This window comes from Acinetobacter sp. ANC_7553, assembly GCF_056779895.1.
The window spans coordinates 321161-338294 of record NZ_JBWYIV010000001.1; the positions used below are offsets into that span (position 1 = coordinate 321161).

Here is a 17134-nt window from a genome sequence, read left to right on the forward strand (position 1 = left end):
CGACTAATCTTAATTCATCTAATCAAAACTCAGTTTACTGTGTCTTGAGGAATCTTGAAATCATTCCCAGAAGGAATCTGGAATATTTTTAATCCAAACTCAGGAAGAATCGCCAAAAGATGATCAAAAATATCGGATTGGATCGCCTCATAAGCCACCCAAGCTGTCGTATTTGTAAAAGCATAAATTTCTATAGGCAAACCTTCACCTGTCGGTTGTAATTGACGAACGATTAAGGACTGATTTTGTGCAATACCTGGATGATTTTTTAAATAGTATTCAATATATGCGCGGAATGTTCCTAAATTGGTTAAACGACGTTGGTTATTGACCCCATTATTTGCATATTGCTGATTAAAGTTTTTTAACTCAGTTTGTTTCTCATCCAGATATTTTTCTAAAATCAGAAATTCTTTAAGTTTGCTGTATTCCATTGCAGATAAGAAGTGAACACTATTTTGATCGATATAGAGTGCACGTTTAATACGACGAACACCTTGTTCTTGCATACCTCGCCAGTTCTTAAAAGTATCTGTCACCAAACGATTGGTCGGAATAGTGGTATAGGTCTTATCAAAGTTTTGTACGGTCACCGTATGTAATGACATATCAATGACATCGCCATCCGCATTTAAGGTTGGCATTTCAATCCAATCACCAATCCGAACCATGTCATATGAAGAGATTTGAACTGAAGCCACTAGAGATAGAATTGTATTTTGGAAAACCAGCATGAGCACTGCTGCCATTGCCCCGAAACCTGCCAATAGCGTGAAAACATCTTTTTTAAGAAATGTTCCTATGACCATCAGTGCACAAACAACAAAAATAATGAGTTTAACTAACTGTAAATAACCCTTAATTGGCTTATTGTGAGATTTAGGATTACGTTGATAAATAATATTAAAAATGGTGAGAAGCTGACTAATTGCCAAGGCAATGGTTAAGAAAATGAAGGCTTGTGCAAACATCTGAATCAATGTAATGACTTTTTCAGACAGGTGAGGAACCGTCACAATTCCATTCATAATCACCAATGCTGGGACAATGTTTGCAATTCTTCGAATAACGCTATGTTCCGCTAAGACATCACTATAACTAAAACGTAGTTTGCTAATAATTTTGCGAATACCACGGACGACCACTTGTTTAGCAATAAAATTTGCGATAAATGCAATGAGAATAAGAATGCTCAGAGAGGTCAACATCTCTAACCAAGGAAATTGATCTGACCATTCTTGGATTTGAGTTACAAAATTTAATCTGTCCAACTTGATCACCTCTAAATGAATTGGTATTAGCTTAATGGTTTAAGTTATTAAATTTATTAGAGTTAACGTTTATCAAACAGAATAGATTAAATTAATTACTTGAAATAAATTTTATGAACTTCTATTTTAAATAAAATTAATGTGAATTAAGTCACACTATAAAATTTCCTAGATTATCGTCATTACATTTTTAAATTATAAAGCTTATCTTGTAACCAGATTTTTTTTCATTCTCAATCTCACTGTATTCTTAACCTACACGAAAGGTCCTGAAAGAAGCATTATTGAGCTTGTTCATTTTCAGCATTTTGAAAATGAAAAAATAATATGAGAAAATCAATCCATTATTTTTTTTAAGCTCTCCAAAACAACATCGATTGAAAAAAATCGAATCAGAGAATAAAAGACGAGCGCAGAAAATTGATAGAGTCTTCTCGTGATGGTTGGACGCAGCAATATGACCTAAAGCATCTTAATCATGAATTTATACCCGCTACACCGCAATCTGAATCACACATCAAGCGTAAAAAAAGCCTAATAAATTAGGCTTTTGAGGAATTCACCACATTAAATCATCTGGAATAACATAAGCTGCATATGGATCTTCCTCATCTGTAATAGCCTCATTTTTCTCAGCATTATTCACAATAATAAATCCTTCGACTTTTTCATTAATCCGCTCAGATAACGCTCTTGGTAGAACAGCATAACCTGTTTGATCTTTGGCGATAACTAATGTACCTGCCACGAGTGCATTGTAAACTTGTTGATTAATATAAATTTTCTTAATTTTATTTTCATCAACGAACTGGTAGCTGATTTCACCATCAATATCTTTGATTTTATGCTGACCAATCATTTGCACTACTGCTGCACGTAATGCTTTTTCATCTTGCTGGCGTTTGATTTCAAGATTTAGACTCTGATCTTTTTCTAATTTTTGCTTTAAATCTTGTTCAATCTTAGCTTTAATCTCAGCTTCATTGCTTTGACCCGTGCGTTGCTCATGCACAGCTTGTTTAGAAAGTTTTTTAGCCTTTTTTTGATCGACTAAACCAGCTTTGAGCAATTGTGCTTGCAAGGCATTTTTTACCATGAGTAATACCAACTACGATTTTTGAAAATAACAATGACGGAAATATAAAATCCAATAGATCAGGGTCAGTAAAAAACTTAAACCTGCAGGAATTAAAAACGCTTCTAATTGTAAATAAGGATAGCTGAATGCCGCAACAGTACTGCCAATAATAAAACCAAATAAAATCACTAAATGCAAAATAACTTTTCTGGATTCCGTTGTAAGACCTCTTACAAAATATCCAAATGCTAAACCAAGATCGGTTAAGACACCAGAAAGGTGAGTCGTGCGAATAATCGCACCTTTATAATGACTTACCATGGCATTTTGTACACCCATCGCACAACATGCCCATAGCAGTGCATAACGAGGATAATAGGGAATAAATACCCAACAGAGCAGAATAAAAAAAGTCACTAAACTCAATGGTAGACCATATCTGCGTCCGAGTTTAAATTGACTATTCCCCAATATCAGACCGCTAAAACTAGAGCCTAAAACATAACTCAGGATAATAAGAATCAGAAAAAATACAGCTTTGAAATCATGGTCAATAATACCGATCGCAAGCAGACTTGCATTGCCTGTCATATGTGAAACTGACTGATGTAATAGAGAAATGAGACCCAAAACGTTGATCATGCCTGCATTTACCGCAAGCATGAAAGCCCCAAATTGTACCCAGTTTGGAAGGAATTGAAATGGCATATCTTTCATTCTAAAAGTTTATGCCATGAATATATTATTTTGAAGGAGCGCGATCAACCGCAGCAGTAAACAATACATCTGTAGATGAGTTGAGTGCTGTTTCAGTTGAATCTTGTAGAACACTGATCACCATACCGATGGCTACAACTTGCATAGCCACATCTGGTGAAATATTGAATAAGCCACAAGCGACAGGAATCAATAACAGTGAACCACCCGCTACACCCGAAGCCCCGCAGGCAGAAACAGTAGCCACAACAGAAAGAACAAGCATTGTAGTAAAGTCAACGGAAATACCAAGTGTATTCACCGCTGCTAATGTTAATACGGTAATCGTTACTGATGCGCCCGCCATATTAATTGCAGCACCCAACGGGATTGCTACACTCGCTGTCGATTCATTCACACCCAAACGCTTGGCAAGATCCAAGTTCACAGGAATATTTGCTGCTGAACTACGGGTGAAAAATGCGGTGATCCCACTTTCACGTAGACATTGAATAACCAATGGATAAGGATTTGAACGCGTAACAAATGCCACCATAATTGGATTAATTACAAGTGCAACAAAGAACATAGTCCCTAATAGAACAGATAATAATTGTGCATAACTTGCTAAGGTTTTAAGACCTGCATCTGCAAAAGTAACCGCAACAAGTCCAAAAATACCGAAAGGTGCAAAACTGATGACAAGACGAATCACGTGATTCACGGCATTCGCAGCATCCGTCAGACACTGTTTTGTGGTGTCTGTGGCATGGCGGAATGCTATTCCCAGTGCAACAGCCCAACCTAAAATCCCAATAAAGTTTGCTTCACTTAATGCAACGATAGGATTCGCAACAAAACTGAGTAATAAATTTTTAAGAATTTCAGTCAAGCTGCCAGGTGGCTGTAAATCAGCTTGCGCAGCGACATCTAGGAAAAGAGTGCTTGGAAATAAATTACTCACAACGACAGCAGTTAACGCAGATAAAAACATACCTACGGCATACATCATCATAATGGGTTTGATTTTCGCACTGCTGCTATCACCAACTTTAAAGTTTGCAATCGAAGAAAGGACCAAAACAAAAACAAGGATTGGTGCAACAGATTTAAGGGCTTTAATAAATAAATCACCCAGCAAGCTTAATTGTGGTGCAACTTGAGGGAAAAATATAGCCACCAAAACGCCCAGAATAATGGCGATAAGGATTTTGGTGACTAAACTCAAACGTGCTAGAGCAGTGAACATAACTGAACCTAATAATGCCGAGTCTGGCTTAAAATCGGATAAATAAGTCGGGTATTCTATACTTAAAAATGATTTTAAATATAAAACTTATTCATAATAAAAATTAAGTGAATCAAATCACTGGATTTTTTTTGATAATTCTTACTTAAGAATATCAAATTCTTATGCAAAAGATGATTTATTTTCACTGAAATGCGGGTCTAATTCATATACTGCTTGGAAATGAGTGAGGTATATTTTACCTGTCAGATGTTGTATCCAGTTGGTTGAATTTAAGCGATCCATAACAGGACCTTTGACTTCGCTTAAGTGTAGTTGAATATTGAGTTTAGATAACTCAGAATTCATTTCCTCAAGAGTCTCTAAAGCTGAGTAGTCAATATTACTGATACTGGAACAGTTAATGACAACATGTTGAAGCTCATCATGTTGGCTAACTTCTGAAATAATAAATTCCTTCAGGGTGTTTGCATTGAGAAAACTCAAATTTTCATCAATTCTCACCGAAACGAGCCTTTTACTGGTAATAACCTGGTGTCTTGAAATATTTCTAAAATGCTGCGTGCCTTCAACGAGACCAATCACTGCAATATGTGGACGGCTAATTCTCCATAACAGCAACACAAATGTTGAAATAATACCCACCATTAAGCCTGTCGTAATATCTACACACAGCACTCCTAAAAATGTGAGTGTCATTGCTAAACCATCTGCTTTAGAATATTTCCAAGCCTCTATAAAAGGTTTAATCTCAACAAGTTTCCATATCGACACAATGATTGTTGCAGCCAATACTCCTAAAGGTAAATATTCAAATAGGCTTGTAAAATATAGACTGACCACAATAATAAGTAGAGAGGATAAAACCCCAGCCATAGGTGTTTTAGCACCAGCATCAGCATTGACCACTGTACGTGATAAGCTACCAGTGACAGGAAATGCGCCACTGATTCCAGCGCCAAAATTTGCAACACCGAGCGCAACAAGCTCTTGATTACTGTTCAAATTGCTACGTGATTGAAAAGCCGTAGCTTGCGCGATCGAAATAGATTCAACGAAACTCACCATAGCGATCATTACTGCGCCAGGAAGCAATATTTTTACCATGTCCCAAGTCCAGTACGGCATTTGAATAGGGGGTAATCCACTTGGGATTTCACCTACTGTTTTAATTCCATAAGCAGTTAAATCAAAGGACTGAACCAGTAAGATAGAAAATAGCACTAAGCATAACGGTAATGCTTTTTGTATAAATTGCATCATTTTTTGATGATTTGAAAATGCTGGAATTTTAAGTAATTGTGGTAAATAAATGAGCGCTAAAATTGAAGCTAAACCCAAAGATAAGCTGACCAAATCATATAAAGAAATGTATTGAGCCAAACTCGTAAAAAATTCGATTAAATTACTGGATTGCAATGGAATATTAAGAATAAATTTTATTTGACCTAATGCAATTAAGACGGCTGAAGCAATGATAAAACTCTTAATCACAGGATGGCTAATGAGACGAATCAAAAAACCAAATCTGAATAATCCCAATAAAAACGAAATTATGCCAACCATTACTGCTAGCAAATAGGCAGCTTGAATATAGACTGGTGAACCGACTTCATATAATGGCTGTAGCGTGGCAAAAGTCATCATAGAGATTAATGCAACTGGACCAATTGAAAGGGTAGTACTCCCTCCAATCAATGCATAAGCAATCATAGGGATAATACTGGCATATAACCCCATAATTGGAGGTAAGCCTGCAATCATGGCATATGCCATGCCTTGTGGTACAAGCATTGCAAGCACGATCACAGATGCAAGAAGATCAGATTTAAAATCTTGAGTATTGTATTTTTTTAACCATTTCCAAGCTGGGATGATTCGTTCCACAGAATGCTTCGTTAAATCCATACAAATCTCTAAATCACATTTATATATATATTATGCATAAAAAGTGATAAACAAGCACTGAGTATTGTTGATAAGGATCATCAAGAATTTGATTAATGATCCTTAGCGTATGAATTTAATCGTATATTTTTTTAAAAGGTTGTATCTGTTCAAGCTGATAAGCGAGATCTATCAGTAAACGTTCTTGTCCCAAATCAGCAGAAAGCTGAATACCTATCGGTCTTGAATCTAGTTTGGTCATACCCATCGGCAATGATATCGCTGGAGCACCTGCGATATTTTGAATAGGTGTGAATGCCACATAATTTCTTAAACGCTCAAATAAAACATCAAATTCGAGTTGAGGTGAAAGATAACCAATTTGAGGCGAAACATGCGCTAAAACTGGCGAAAGGATGACATCATATTGCTGGAAGATTTGTTGATAGATGCGCTGGATCTTCTTTAAACGGTACAGAAATAAAGGGGTTTTATAGAAATTTTTCTTGTACAAATTTGCAAGTCCAACTGTTAGATGATCTAACTCATTGACGTTAAAATCTTTGCCAAGTAGCGGTTTTCCAAACTGTTGAATCATAAATGATAAAAAACCCCAATAGTGGCTGAAATCATCTACAAACCAATCTGGAATAGGAAGTGAAAACTCTTCAATATGATGACCTAAATTCCTGAGTAGTTGAGCAGTAGACTCAACAGTTTGACGGGTCTCAGCATCAGTATTGGTTTGTAATGAATCATAAACAAGACCAATCCGTAAAGGTTTGCTGGATGGATGCTGGATTAAGCCAATTTCGGGTAATTTTTTTGGCTTATATTGTTTTTCCATTTCAGCAAAGAAAAACGCGGTATCACGCACAGAACGTGTTAAAACACCATCTGAAACAAGGTCAATTGGTAAATACTGCGAACCTTCATTTGGATACCAACGACCACGTGTCGGCTTTAAACCGACTAAACCGCAATTTGCTGCAGGAATTCGTATCGAACCACCACCATCATTTGCATGTGCAATTGGTACTACGCCTGATGCAACGAGTGCCGCAGCTCCACCTGAAGAAGCTCCACACGAATAATCAGTATGCCAAGAATTGCGTGTGTAATCCCCAGACTTAAATTCTGTTGAAGCATTTAAGCCAAATTCAGGCATTTTGGATTTACCCAGTGCAATTAAGCCTGTATCTAACATTTGTTGAGTAATTTTAGAATTTTTGATCTTTTCCTTGGATTTGAACGATGTTGATCCTTGTTGCGTAGGAAAACCAATAAGATCCAAATTATCCTTAATAAATGTAGGGATTGCAGAAAAAATCTGATTAGGTTTAAAAGTAGGCGATTTAAGTATTTGTTCGAAGTTTTCGAATTCAATTGCATTTAGCAGAGGATTTACGAATTTTGCGCGTTCAATCGTAGCTCTTAAAACTTCATCAATTGAGATGTCTTTAGATTGAATTCTGTTTGAGAGCTCAATCGCATCACTTGTACCTAATATATTATCCGTGAAAGCATGAATTCTTTTTTGATTATCCATAATCGATTTTCTTTAAAATTGACTAAGCATATGTATACACATGAAATATTGATTTGTCGATTGACCAGAGATTGATTCGCCACAATTTCGCATAATGTATATTATGTTAAATAAGATATCTAGAACAATAACCCTGAACATGGGTTTATATAATTTGTGATGGCTAAGAATTCGGCATTAAAGAATCTTCGATGAAATTCGTCATTAAGAAAAAACTTTAGATGAAAGAATCAGATGTACTACATGCTCTGATTAAATATCACTTGAAGAATCTAAAAGCAGAAGAAGTTATAAAATGCCGAGAAGAAGTTTTGGGTAAGGAAGATTAACTGCCCTTTTATTTTCAAATTTAAGACTAGAGTCAACCATTAGATGACGTGGACTCTTTATTAAGTTAACATGATTAAGGATTTAATGGATGTTCTGTTGGAATAATTGGGTTGTCATCACCAAAATCAAATTTCACTTCTTCTTCGGATGGCTCTTCTTCACTACCTAAAACGTATATTGTTTGGGCTTCTTCGTGTCCACGATCATGCCTATGTGTTAAAGCTGTTACTGCAAGTAATTTCCAACCTGCTTTTAAATGCTGATTTACTTGGAAATCACTATATAATTCTTTAACTTGTCGAATTGCTGTAAATGAATTTTCACTCATGATATTACTCACAGAAAAAAGTTTATTTTCTTATATGAAAACTTTTTTTTATAGTTCAATATTAAAATAAAAAATTATGGTTAAGTCAATCTGAAGTCGCATAATTTCAAATTATGTTAAATAGGATATCTTTAACAGCGCACCAATACTAGCTATTGTCTTGTTACATGGCATAAAACAACGAATGATTAGAATTCAAATTAGGAAAAAAAATTTAAAACCAAAACACAACCTGTCATTTTTGATGGACCATTGAGTTTATACAGCAACGTTCTCAATTTTTGTCTAGCTCAGGTTATAATGCTCATCTTACACAATTCAGTTGATCTATTATGAACAGCTCCAATGATCCTTTACATCGCAAAAAACTCGCTGACATTTTAGATGAGTTATTGGATTACTACGGAGGCTTTGAAGTTTAGCTTTTTACACCCAATTGTAGAATAGCCTTAATGAGTATCTATCGTTATTGTTGACAGCGTGTAGTTATGGGTGGAAGCCCCACTCTCCTACTACATAGGACAACGATCGATTATCTAAATCCAGTCTTATCAAGTCTAGAGCTAGAAGTTATAATATGTTTTTAAAAAGTTTTAGATCATATGCTTGAACTCATTCACTCATATCCTCAAGCCAAATTGGTGAATACTTTCCAAGCATTAGCGAATGAAGCTTTTGAAGACCCTGTCAATGCTTTATGTTGGTATAGGCATTTAGACTTCAATTTCGAAGAAATCGTTGAAAAACTTACACTCATAGAAGATATTACTGAAATTACCATCGAACAATTAGAGCAACTCAAACTTTCAGACTCTGCAAGCAAAGCGAGAGACATTATCCTCAATGATATAATGTTGCTCACCGAATTGGGTGCATCGCCGTCTTTAAACTTAATCAAAGAGTATCAGCGTGATGAAGAATTGGATTTTATCAGCACTGATGTATATTCTTTTCATGTAGATCGATCGCCATTAGCAACGGATACATATTTGTGTACCTATTACGGGGCGGCTAGCGATATTATTTCCAATGATCAGGTCGAACAAAAAATTCTTATCCCAGAAATCCGTCAAAAAATTAAATCCTTGTTTGATGGCGAAGACCATGAGTTTGACGATTTTCTTGAAGAGACCTATATGGATCTTCACTATCAACCTAAAAATAGTGCAACACCTTTAAGTTTAGGAGTTGGTCATCTCTGGCGTTTGGCTGTAGATCATCCTGATCAGAAAGTACTTCCTTGTGTTCACCGTGCTCCAAAAGAAAATGCAGGAGAACTCAGATTACTTTTAATTTGTTAAGGAATCACTTGCACAATTTAGGCGAGTAGTTCTTTTTCAGTTTCAAATGGGTTAAAGAAATTACACCAAACGATTGGTCCTAAACTCATCTCCGAATCAGTAAGTAAACATTGATCAAAATTTTGGATTAATTGCTCTTTATCCATCTCTTGACCAATTAAAACAATTTCCTGTCTGGCATCCCCCGTTTCTGAATGCCAACTCGATTCAATTTCCTGAATAGATTGCGTATCTTGTGGCCATTCCTCTTGTGGTACCGAAGTCCACCAATATCCTGCTTGACCATGCCGAGCCATACCTCCAGCTTGTGACCAAGACATAGCCATTGTTGGTTCCGCAGCAAGCCAAAAAAATCCTTTTGAGCGTATAACACCTTTCCATTCTGAATGAATAAAATTGTAAAAACGTTGTGGGTGAAAGGGTCTTCTTGCTCTATATACGAAACTTTCGATTCCATATTCTTCAGTTTCAGGCTTATGCTCTCCTCTCAACTCTCTTAACCAACCAGGTGCTTGTGAGGCTTCATCAAAATTAAAAAGCTCTGTGTTGAGTATTTTATCGAGTTCAACCTGACCAAATGTGGATGACTCAATTTTTGCTCTAGGGTTAAGCTTTTTGAGAATCGCATAAAGTTCGGACTTCTGATGCTCATCGATTAAATCAGTTTTATTCAAAATAATAACATCACAAAATTCGATTTGATCTATCAGTAAATCCACAACAGTACGTTGGTCAAATTCTCCAAGTGATTCGCCACGCTCATGAAGAAGATCATATGAACGATAATCTCGTAAAAAATTGAATGCATCGACTACCGTCACCATGGTATCTAAACGAGCGTACTCATTTAGAGATACGCCGTCTTCATCTTCAAATGTAAATGTTTCGGCTACAGGTAGAGGCTCTGATATTCCGGTAGATTCAATGACGAGTTGATCAAATTTTTTCTCTTCCGCTAATCGTCTTACTTCTACTAACAAATCTTCTCTCAAAGTACAGCAAATACATCCATTACTCATTTCAACGAGTTTTTCTTCAGTTCGTGATAATTCCGCCCCACCTTCTCTGACTAAAGTAGCATCAATATTGACTTCTGACATATCGTTCACAATTACTGCGACACGTTTTCCTTCTCTATTATTTAAAATATGATTTAAAAGTGTGGTTTTTCCTGCACCAAGAAATCCAGACAGAACAGTGACAGGTAATTTATAAGGTTTTGAAGAATCAATATTCATGGTGAGTTACTCGTTTTCATGTTCAACCACATCATTTGATCGCTTATTGCAATCAATGAATGATCTTGATTTTTGAAATAACCTAAATCATAATTGTTATGTTATAACATTTCAATATGTTTAGTGTTTAGTTAAACTTTAATAAAATTTATTTATAGTGATTCTAAATTGTATTCATCACTGTAGAATCATAAGTAAAACTAAAGAATCTATGACCTAATTTTTATAATCATATGAGCATATAACAATGAATTTGCCCAATCTCATTATTCGTACCACCTTAAGTACTTCTGTGTTACTTGGAGTTTCAAATGCGTATGCCGTGGTTGCAGGCGGAATAGTTTCGACTGACTACCATTGGAACAGTATTCCTGCTAATGGCTTTGCAACACTTGAAAATCAAATCATCATTAACAATGAGCCAGGAAATGATGGTAATACATTTTGGGCCAATCAATTTTCATTAAAAAATGGAAATATCGGTTATGTTGGATTACAGCAACGAAGCAATGATGAGAAGTATTTAAATTTCTCAATCTGGAAAACGACATCTTGGAAATCAGGATACCCTGCGTATTGCAGACAATTTGATCATGAAGGTGATGGCGTTCAATGTGACTTACCTTATGAATGGAAAGAAGGCACGAAATATAATTTTAAGATTGTGAAAAATAATGACAGTACAGTCTCAGCCTTTGTTAAAAATATGAGTACTGGTAAACAACTTGAAATTGCAAAAATCAATGTGCCGCAGACCTGGGGTGGTTTTGATAGTTTAGTTACATTTACCGAAAATTTCAGACAGCATCAACAACCCAACGGTATTTATGGCTATAACAGTTGTAATGATGTTCATACATCTGTTTCAGCGACCTACCCTGCAGTAGCAAACGCTTCAATTAAGTCTAAATCACAAACGACTAAAACTTATGGAAATTGTGTACAAGTGGCATCAGCGCATTGCACGGATGATTCTACTTGTATTTCAACTGTGAATAATGCCAATTACACCCAGCAAAAACCTTTCATTTTGAAAAATGGCGCACGAGGTTTTTGTGCAGATAGCTTGGATGGTGGTCAACAAATGGGATTGTATTCATGCGATCCTAACAACGGTAATCAACGTCTGAGTACGGATCACACACATCGCTTATATTTAACTCATCGGGATGCTTGTTTGATGGGCGATGTTAAAGATAATTTCGTTAAAGTTGCGCCGTGCAATAATGATAGTAGTCAACGATGGATGTATAGCCGCCATACAAGCCAATATATCAACTTAAAAACAGGTCTATGCCTTGATGCCGCTGATGGTGCAAATAGTATGGCACGCTTACAAATGATTGGATGTCAAAGCAATAATTCATATCAAACTTGGAAAATTACACGTTAATTTATTAAATTCAGAGCTTTAGCATTTAAAGCTCTGAATTTTAATGCTGAAATTTTAATTTTTTTGCTTTCTTTGAGTGACTCTACTACTTTTAGTACAATTTGATATCTAAATTAGAGATTTTACTCATAGATAAGCCAGCTCACTCAGGTTAAAAGCATTCTTAATACTGGCTCAAAAAGCGAAATAAGTTCAATGATTTTAGGGAGATATTTGTCTAAGGTATATTTGTAATATTGATGACAGCAATAAAATAAAAACAATTAAAAATATTCTTCATAAATCTTTGCTATTTTTCCGATAGCGACGTTAAGGATGAGAAAAAAATTCTTCAAAATATTAAAACTTAATAAATGAGATTAGACGTTTAGTTGTTTATCTCTGAAGATAGCAATCAAAAGCCCTTTTTTAATATTGGAGAGAATCAAATTCTAACCTTATGTTTAATATGAACATTCATAGTTCTATTTTTTCAATCCATTGCCCTTCACGAATTATAAATTATAGGATGTTTAGTTGATTTATGAATTTGGCTGAAATCAGTTAGTACTTGAGCATAGTCATCTATGTAACATCAAAAAATCTCACTGAACTTTTTTCACATGAACTATTTCTAAATAGATTCTTGAATAAAAAAATGCGTAAAATTTTATTCTCCTCGTCATATTCATGACCTATTTTTGCTCAATCCCTATTTCTATCACTCATTAAATAGATACCAAGTTGATAAGTTTTTTACTAGTAATCTTTGATATGTCGAGATTTTATTTATTGATGAGTTTAATTTAAAAATTACAATTTTGCTTAGGCTATTTTGGTGTTCAGAATTTAAGCCTAAGCATTTGTGGATTTTCTTAAATTAGAAACTATAGGTGAAAGACACTACACCTAAATTTTTTTGTTTTTCGTTATAGCGGTTCTTACCACCAAAAATATATTGTCCACTCAATCCGAGTTCTGGTGTCAAGGCATAGTCTAGCCCGATAGATGAGAAGCGATAAGCAAATTCTCGTTCTGTATCACCAAGCTCTAGACCTTCATATTTCCCTTTATCATTATAATAGCTCGCTGCAGCACTTGCTGTAGCAGATAATTTATCATTGAGTTGATGGGTATATATTACGTTTAGATAAGTATCCCCTTGGTTTGCATACACGACATCATATGTATATGCAGATAAACTGGTTGATAAAGAGTTTTTATCATTGAATTGGTGTGTGGCAGTTACCCCCATTTCATTGGAAGTTGTATTTGACGTGTTCGGATAGAAATAAGTGGCATTCCAAATATTCCAATTTGTCCTACCAGTATCAAAACTGTAGCCGACAATAAAGTCGTGCTCTAATTTATCAGTTTTACGGCGCTTATCACCTTGAAGTTCAGCATAAGAGTAGCCTAGTGTAGACCCCCAATACCCGACATAGAAGTTGTTATAACTAAGGTTTAGACCTGTTTGAATTGCGAGGTCATCATTTTCTGGTGCATTTGTTAAACCACGTGAAATGTATTTGGAGGTTAATGTGACATATCCATCAAATTGAATTGGTGAATTTGTTTCTTGATTCGTAGAATTTGCATAACTGGGTAAAATAATAAAGCTAGCAGTGCTCAACAGCACTGCTTGAGTCGTTTTAATCATCATAAAATTTATAATTAAGAAAATAAGGGTGAAGTTTCTGCACGATAAAATGGTGCATCTGAAGGGGTTAAAGCAGGTCGATTACGAATGTGATCAGCAATCTTCTCGGCCATCATGATCGTCGTTGCATTGAGATTACCAGTAATAATCAGCGGCATGATAGAAGCATCGACCACTCGCAACCCATCTATTTCATGGACACGACCGTAACCATCTACAACAGCTAAATCATCTTCACCCATTTTACAGCTACACGAAGGATGATACGCTGTTTCTGCATGATTTTTTACAAATTCATCAATTTGCTGATCTGTTTTTAATGCTGAACCTGGGCTAATTTCTCTACCTCGATACTGATCTAATGCAGGCTGATGCATAATTTCTCGTGTAATTCTCACTGCATCACGGAATTCGCGCCAATCTTGTTCAGTGCTCATGTAGTTAAATAAAATGCTCGGATGATCAAAAGGATTTTTCGAGGTTAAGCGAATTCTTCCTCTTGACGGCGATCGCATAGATCCAACATGTGCTTGAAAACCATGTTCATTGATTGCATTGGTACCATTGTAGTTAATTGCAATTGGTAAAAAGTGATACTGGAGATTCGGCCACTCAAACTCATCACTAGAGCGGATGAATCCACCTGCTTCAAACTGATTGCTTGCACCAATTCCTTTACCCAAAAACAGCCATTCAGCGCCAATTTTAGGTTGATTATACCATTTTAATGCAGGGTAAAGACTGACGGGCTTCTTACATTGGTATTGAAGATACATTTCTAAATGATCTTGCAGATTTTCACCCACTCCCGGTAAATCTTGCACAACCTTTACATCCAGTGACTCTAATAATGACTTAGCTCCTACCCCAGAGCGCTGTAAAATTTGAGGCGATGCAATAGCACCTGCGCACAGCAATACTTCTCGCTCAGCATAGACCTTGTGTAAATTAGTTGCATCTTGACCAAGAATGTATTCAACACCGATAGCTTGTTTTTTTTCAAATAAGATTCGATTGGTTGTGGCATGCGTAATAATCGTTAAATTCTGACGACCTTTAGCCATATCTAAATAGCCACGAGCGGTACTGGAACGTCTGCCTTGAGGTGTCACCGTACGATCCATTGGACCAAAGCCTTCTTGTTGGTATCCATTTAAATCATCCGTACGTGGATATCCAGCTTGCACACCCGCTTCAACCATTGCATGAAATAACTCATTATTGTCTGACTTTGGCGTAGCAACACTTACTGGGCCTTGATCACCGTGATATTCATTTGCACCAATATCTCTAGACTCTGCTTTTTTATAGTAAGGTAAACATTCAGCATAGCGCCAATGACTGAGTCCTTTCATTTGAGACCATTGCTCTAAATCCATGGCATTCCCACGGATATAACACATACCGTTAATTAATGATGAACCACCTAAACCTTTACCACGTCCACATTCCATACGGCGGTTATTCATATGTGGTTCTGGATCGGTCAAATATGCCCAATTATAACGTCGACCTTGTAAAGGATAAGCCAAAGCAGCAGGCATTTGAGTTCTAAAATCTAAACGGTAGTCAGGGCCACCCGCTTCAAGGAGCAGAACTTTAATATCTGGATCTTCGGTGAGTCTCGCTGCAAGTACATTCCCAGCAGAACCTGCACCTATGATAATGTAATCATATGTCATAGTGTTCTCCTTAGGCTTTAAATACAGATTGAAATGGACTTAATTCCACTTGTACCGATTTGATTTGCGTGTAGTGTTGTAAAGTCGTTAAACCATTCTCTCTTCCTACACCAGAATGCTTATAGCCACCGACTGGCATTTCAGCTGGCGATTCACCCCACGTATTGATCCAACATATACCTGCTTCAATTTGGTGGATGATTCGATGTGCTTTGACAATATCAGGGGTAACCACGCCAGCAGCTAATCCATAAGAAGTATTATTAGCGCGACGAATCACTTCTTCTTCTGATGTATATGTCAAAATACTCATCACAGGACCGAAGATTTCCTCTTGAACAACGGTCATCTCATCTCGACAATCACTGAAGATTGTAGGCAGTACAAAAGCACCATTTTTTAAATGATCATCTGTTGCTCTAGAACCACCACACACTAAACGTGCTCCCTCGCTTTTAGCAGAATCGATGAATGCCAAAATTTTATTCATATGCGCAAAGCTAGATACTGGTCCAAAATTTGTTTCTGGATCGAGCGGATTACCTAAGCGGATATAAGGAATACGTTCTAATAGCTTTTCTTCAAATTTTAGTTTTAATGATTCTGGAATAAACACTCGTGTCCCATTCGTACATACCTGTCCAGAACTATAGAAATTTGCCATCATTGCAATATCTGCAGCTAAGTCTAAATCAGCATCTTCACAAATAATTAATGGTGACTTCCCACCCAACTCCATCGTGACTTCTTTAAGACTCGATTCAGCAGCTTGAGCCATCACTTTTTTTCCAGTGCTCACACCACCAGTAAATGAAATTTTCGCAATATCTACATGCTGGCTTAAATAGGCACCAATATCACCGCCCCCTGTTACAACATTGAATACCCCATCTGGCACTCCAGCTTCGGTATAAATTTCTGCCAATTTAAAGGCTGTTAATGGGGTAATCTCGCTGGGTTTGAAAATCATTGCATTCCCTGCCGCCAAAGCAGGTGCTGACTTCCATAAGGCAATTTGAATTGGATAATTCCATGCTCCTATACCAGCTACAATTCCCAAAGGTTCACGGCGTGTATAGACAAATGAATCTGTTCTTAAAGGAATCTGTTGACCCTCGAGTACAGGTAAAATTCCAGCGTAGTATTCGAGTACATCAGCCCCTGTCACAATATCTACAGTCGATGTTTCACTATATGCTTTACCACTATCTAAGGACTCAATGGTGGCAAGTTCATCATTTCTTTCACGTAAAATAGCTACAGCTTTATTTAAAATTCTTGAACGCTGCATATAAGTCATTTCAGCCCAAACTTTCTGTCCTTGTTGGGCAGATAGAATGGCTTGATCCACATCCTGTTGAGAACATGCTTGAATGGTCGCAAGAACTTGACCCGTGGCTGGATTAATCGAATCAAAAGTTTGACCTGATTGAGCATCGACGAATTGTCCATGAATATAAGGACGTTGTAACGGGAATTTATTCATACGATTA

At 36.4% G+C, this 17134-nt stretch carries 13 protein-coding genes; 2 read left to right on the forward strand and 11 right to left on the reverse strand.

The window, feature by feature from the left end:
- Positions 1–29: 29 nt before the first annotated feature.
- From AC1M9I_RS01620 to AC1M9I_RS01650, 7 genes are all read right to left on the reverse strand, one after another.
- On the reverse strand, positions 30–1271 hold the full coding sequence (locus AC1M9I_RS01620; RefSeq protein WP_228143075.1) for a mechanosensitive ion channel family protein: 1242 nt from the start codon (positions 1269–1271) through the stop codon (positions 30–32).
- Between the two features lie 559 nt (positions 1272–1830).
- On the reverse strand, positions 1831–2367 hold the full coding sequence (locus tag AC1M9I_RS01625) for a DUF2058 domain-containing protein (protein ID WP_481592584.1): 537 nt from the start codon (positions 2365–2367) through the stop codon (positions 1831–1833).
- Between the two features lie 12 nt (positions 2368–2379).
- Entirely contained in the window at positions 2380–3057 is a 678-nt protein-coding gene (locus AC1M9I_RS01630; RefSeq protein ID WP_180027852.1) for a YoaK family protein, read from the reverse strand.
- 34 nt (positions 3058–3091) lie between these two features.
- Entirely contained in the window at positions 3092–4294 is a 1203-nt protein-coding gene (gene sstT / locus AC1M9I_RS01635; RefSeq protein ID WP_481592583.1) for a serine/threonine transporter SstT, read from the reverse strand.
- Positions 4295–4456: 162 nt separating this feature from the next.
- Complete coding sequence (locus tag AC1M9I_RS01640) at positions 4457–6202, reverse strand: SulP family inorganic anion transporter (protein ID WP_481594645.1); 1746 nt, start codon at positions 6200–6202, stop codon at positions 4457–4459.
- A 115-nt stretch (positions 6203–6317) separates the two neighbouring features.
- A complete protein-coding gene (locus AC1M9I_RS01645; RefSeq protein ID WP_481610597.1) occupies positions 6318–7730 on the reverse strand; it encodes an amidase in 1413 nt (470 codons plus the stop codon).
- A gap of 403 nt (positions 7731–8133) precedes the next feature.
- Positions 8134–8388: a hypothetical protein gene (locus AC1M9I_RS01650; RefSeq protein ID WP_481588113.1), complete on the reverse strand. Its 255-nt coding sequence runs from the start codon at positions 8386–8388 to the stop codon at positions 8134–8136.
- Between the two features lie 602 nt (positions 8389–8990).
- On the opposite strand from AC1M9I_RS01650, the gene AC1M9I_RS01655 reads away from it, so the two are divergent.
- The gene (locus tag AC1M9I_RS01655; RefSeq protein ID WP_481588111.1) at positions 8991–9689 is read left to right on the forward strand and encodes a DUF1826 domain-containing protein; all 699 of its coding nucleotides are present in this window, start codon (positions 8991–8993) and stop codon (positions 9687–9689) included.
- Positions 9690–9706: 17 nt separating this feature from the next.
- Here AC1M9I_RS01655 and zigA read toward each other — a convergent pair whose 3' ends face one another.
- Positions 9707–10927, reverse strand: coding sequence for a zinc metallochaperone GTPase ZigA (zigA, locus tag AC1M9I_RS01660; protein WP_481610598.1), 1221 nt, complete (start codon positions 10925–10927; stop codon positions 9707–9709).
- Between the two features lie 247 nt (positions 10928–11174).
- On the opposite strand from zigA, the gene AC1M9I_RS01665 reads away from it, so the two are divergent.
- Positions 11175–12320 carry an RICIN domain-containing protein gene (locus AC1M9I_RS01665; RefSeq protein ID WP_481610599.1) on the forward strand — a complete coding sequence of 382 codons (1146 nt, stop codon included), beginning with the start codon at positions 11175–11177 and terminating at the stop codon, positions 12318–12320.
- Between the two features lie 859 nt (positions 12321–13179).
- On the opposite strand, the gene AC1M9I_RS01670 is transcribed toward AC1M9I_RS01665, so the two are convergent.
- The 3 genes from AC1M9I_RS01670 to betB are packed head-to-tail and all read right to left on the reverse strand — an operon-like array spanning position 13180 to position 17127.
- A complete protein-coding gene (locus tag AC1M9I_RS01670) occupies positions 13180–13959 on the reverse strand; it encodes a TorF family putative porin (RefSeq protein WP_481610603.1) in 780 nt (259 codons plus the stop codon).
- A gap of 14 nt (positions 13960–13973) precedes the next feature.
- Positions 13974–15641: a choline dehydrogenase gene (betA, locus tag AC1M9I_RS01675; protein WP_481594649.1), complete on the reverse strand. Its 1668-nt coding sequence runs from the start codon at positions 15639–15641 to the stop codon at positions 13974–13976.
- 10 nt (positions 15642–15651) lie between these two features.
- The gene (gene betB / locus AC1M9I_RS01680) at positions 15652–17127 is read right to left on the reverse strand and encodes a betaine-aldehyde dehydrogenase (RefSeq protein WP_481594650.1); all 1476 of its coding nucleotides are present in this window, start codon (positions 17125–17127) and stop codon (positions 15652–15654) included.
- Positions 17128–17134: the final 7 nt, after the last annotated feature.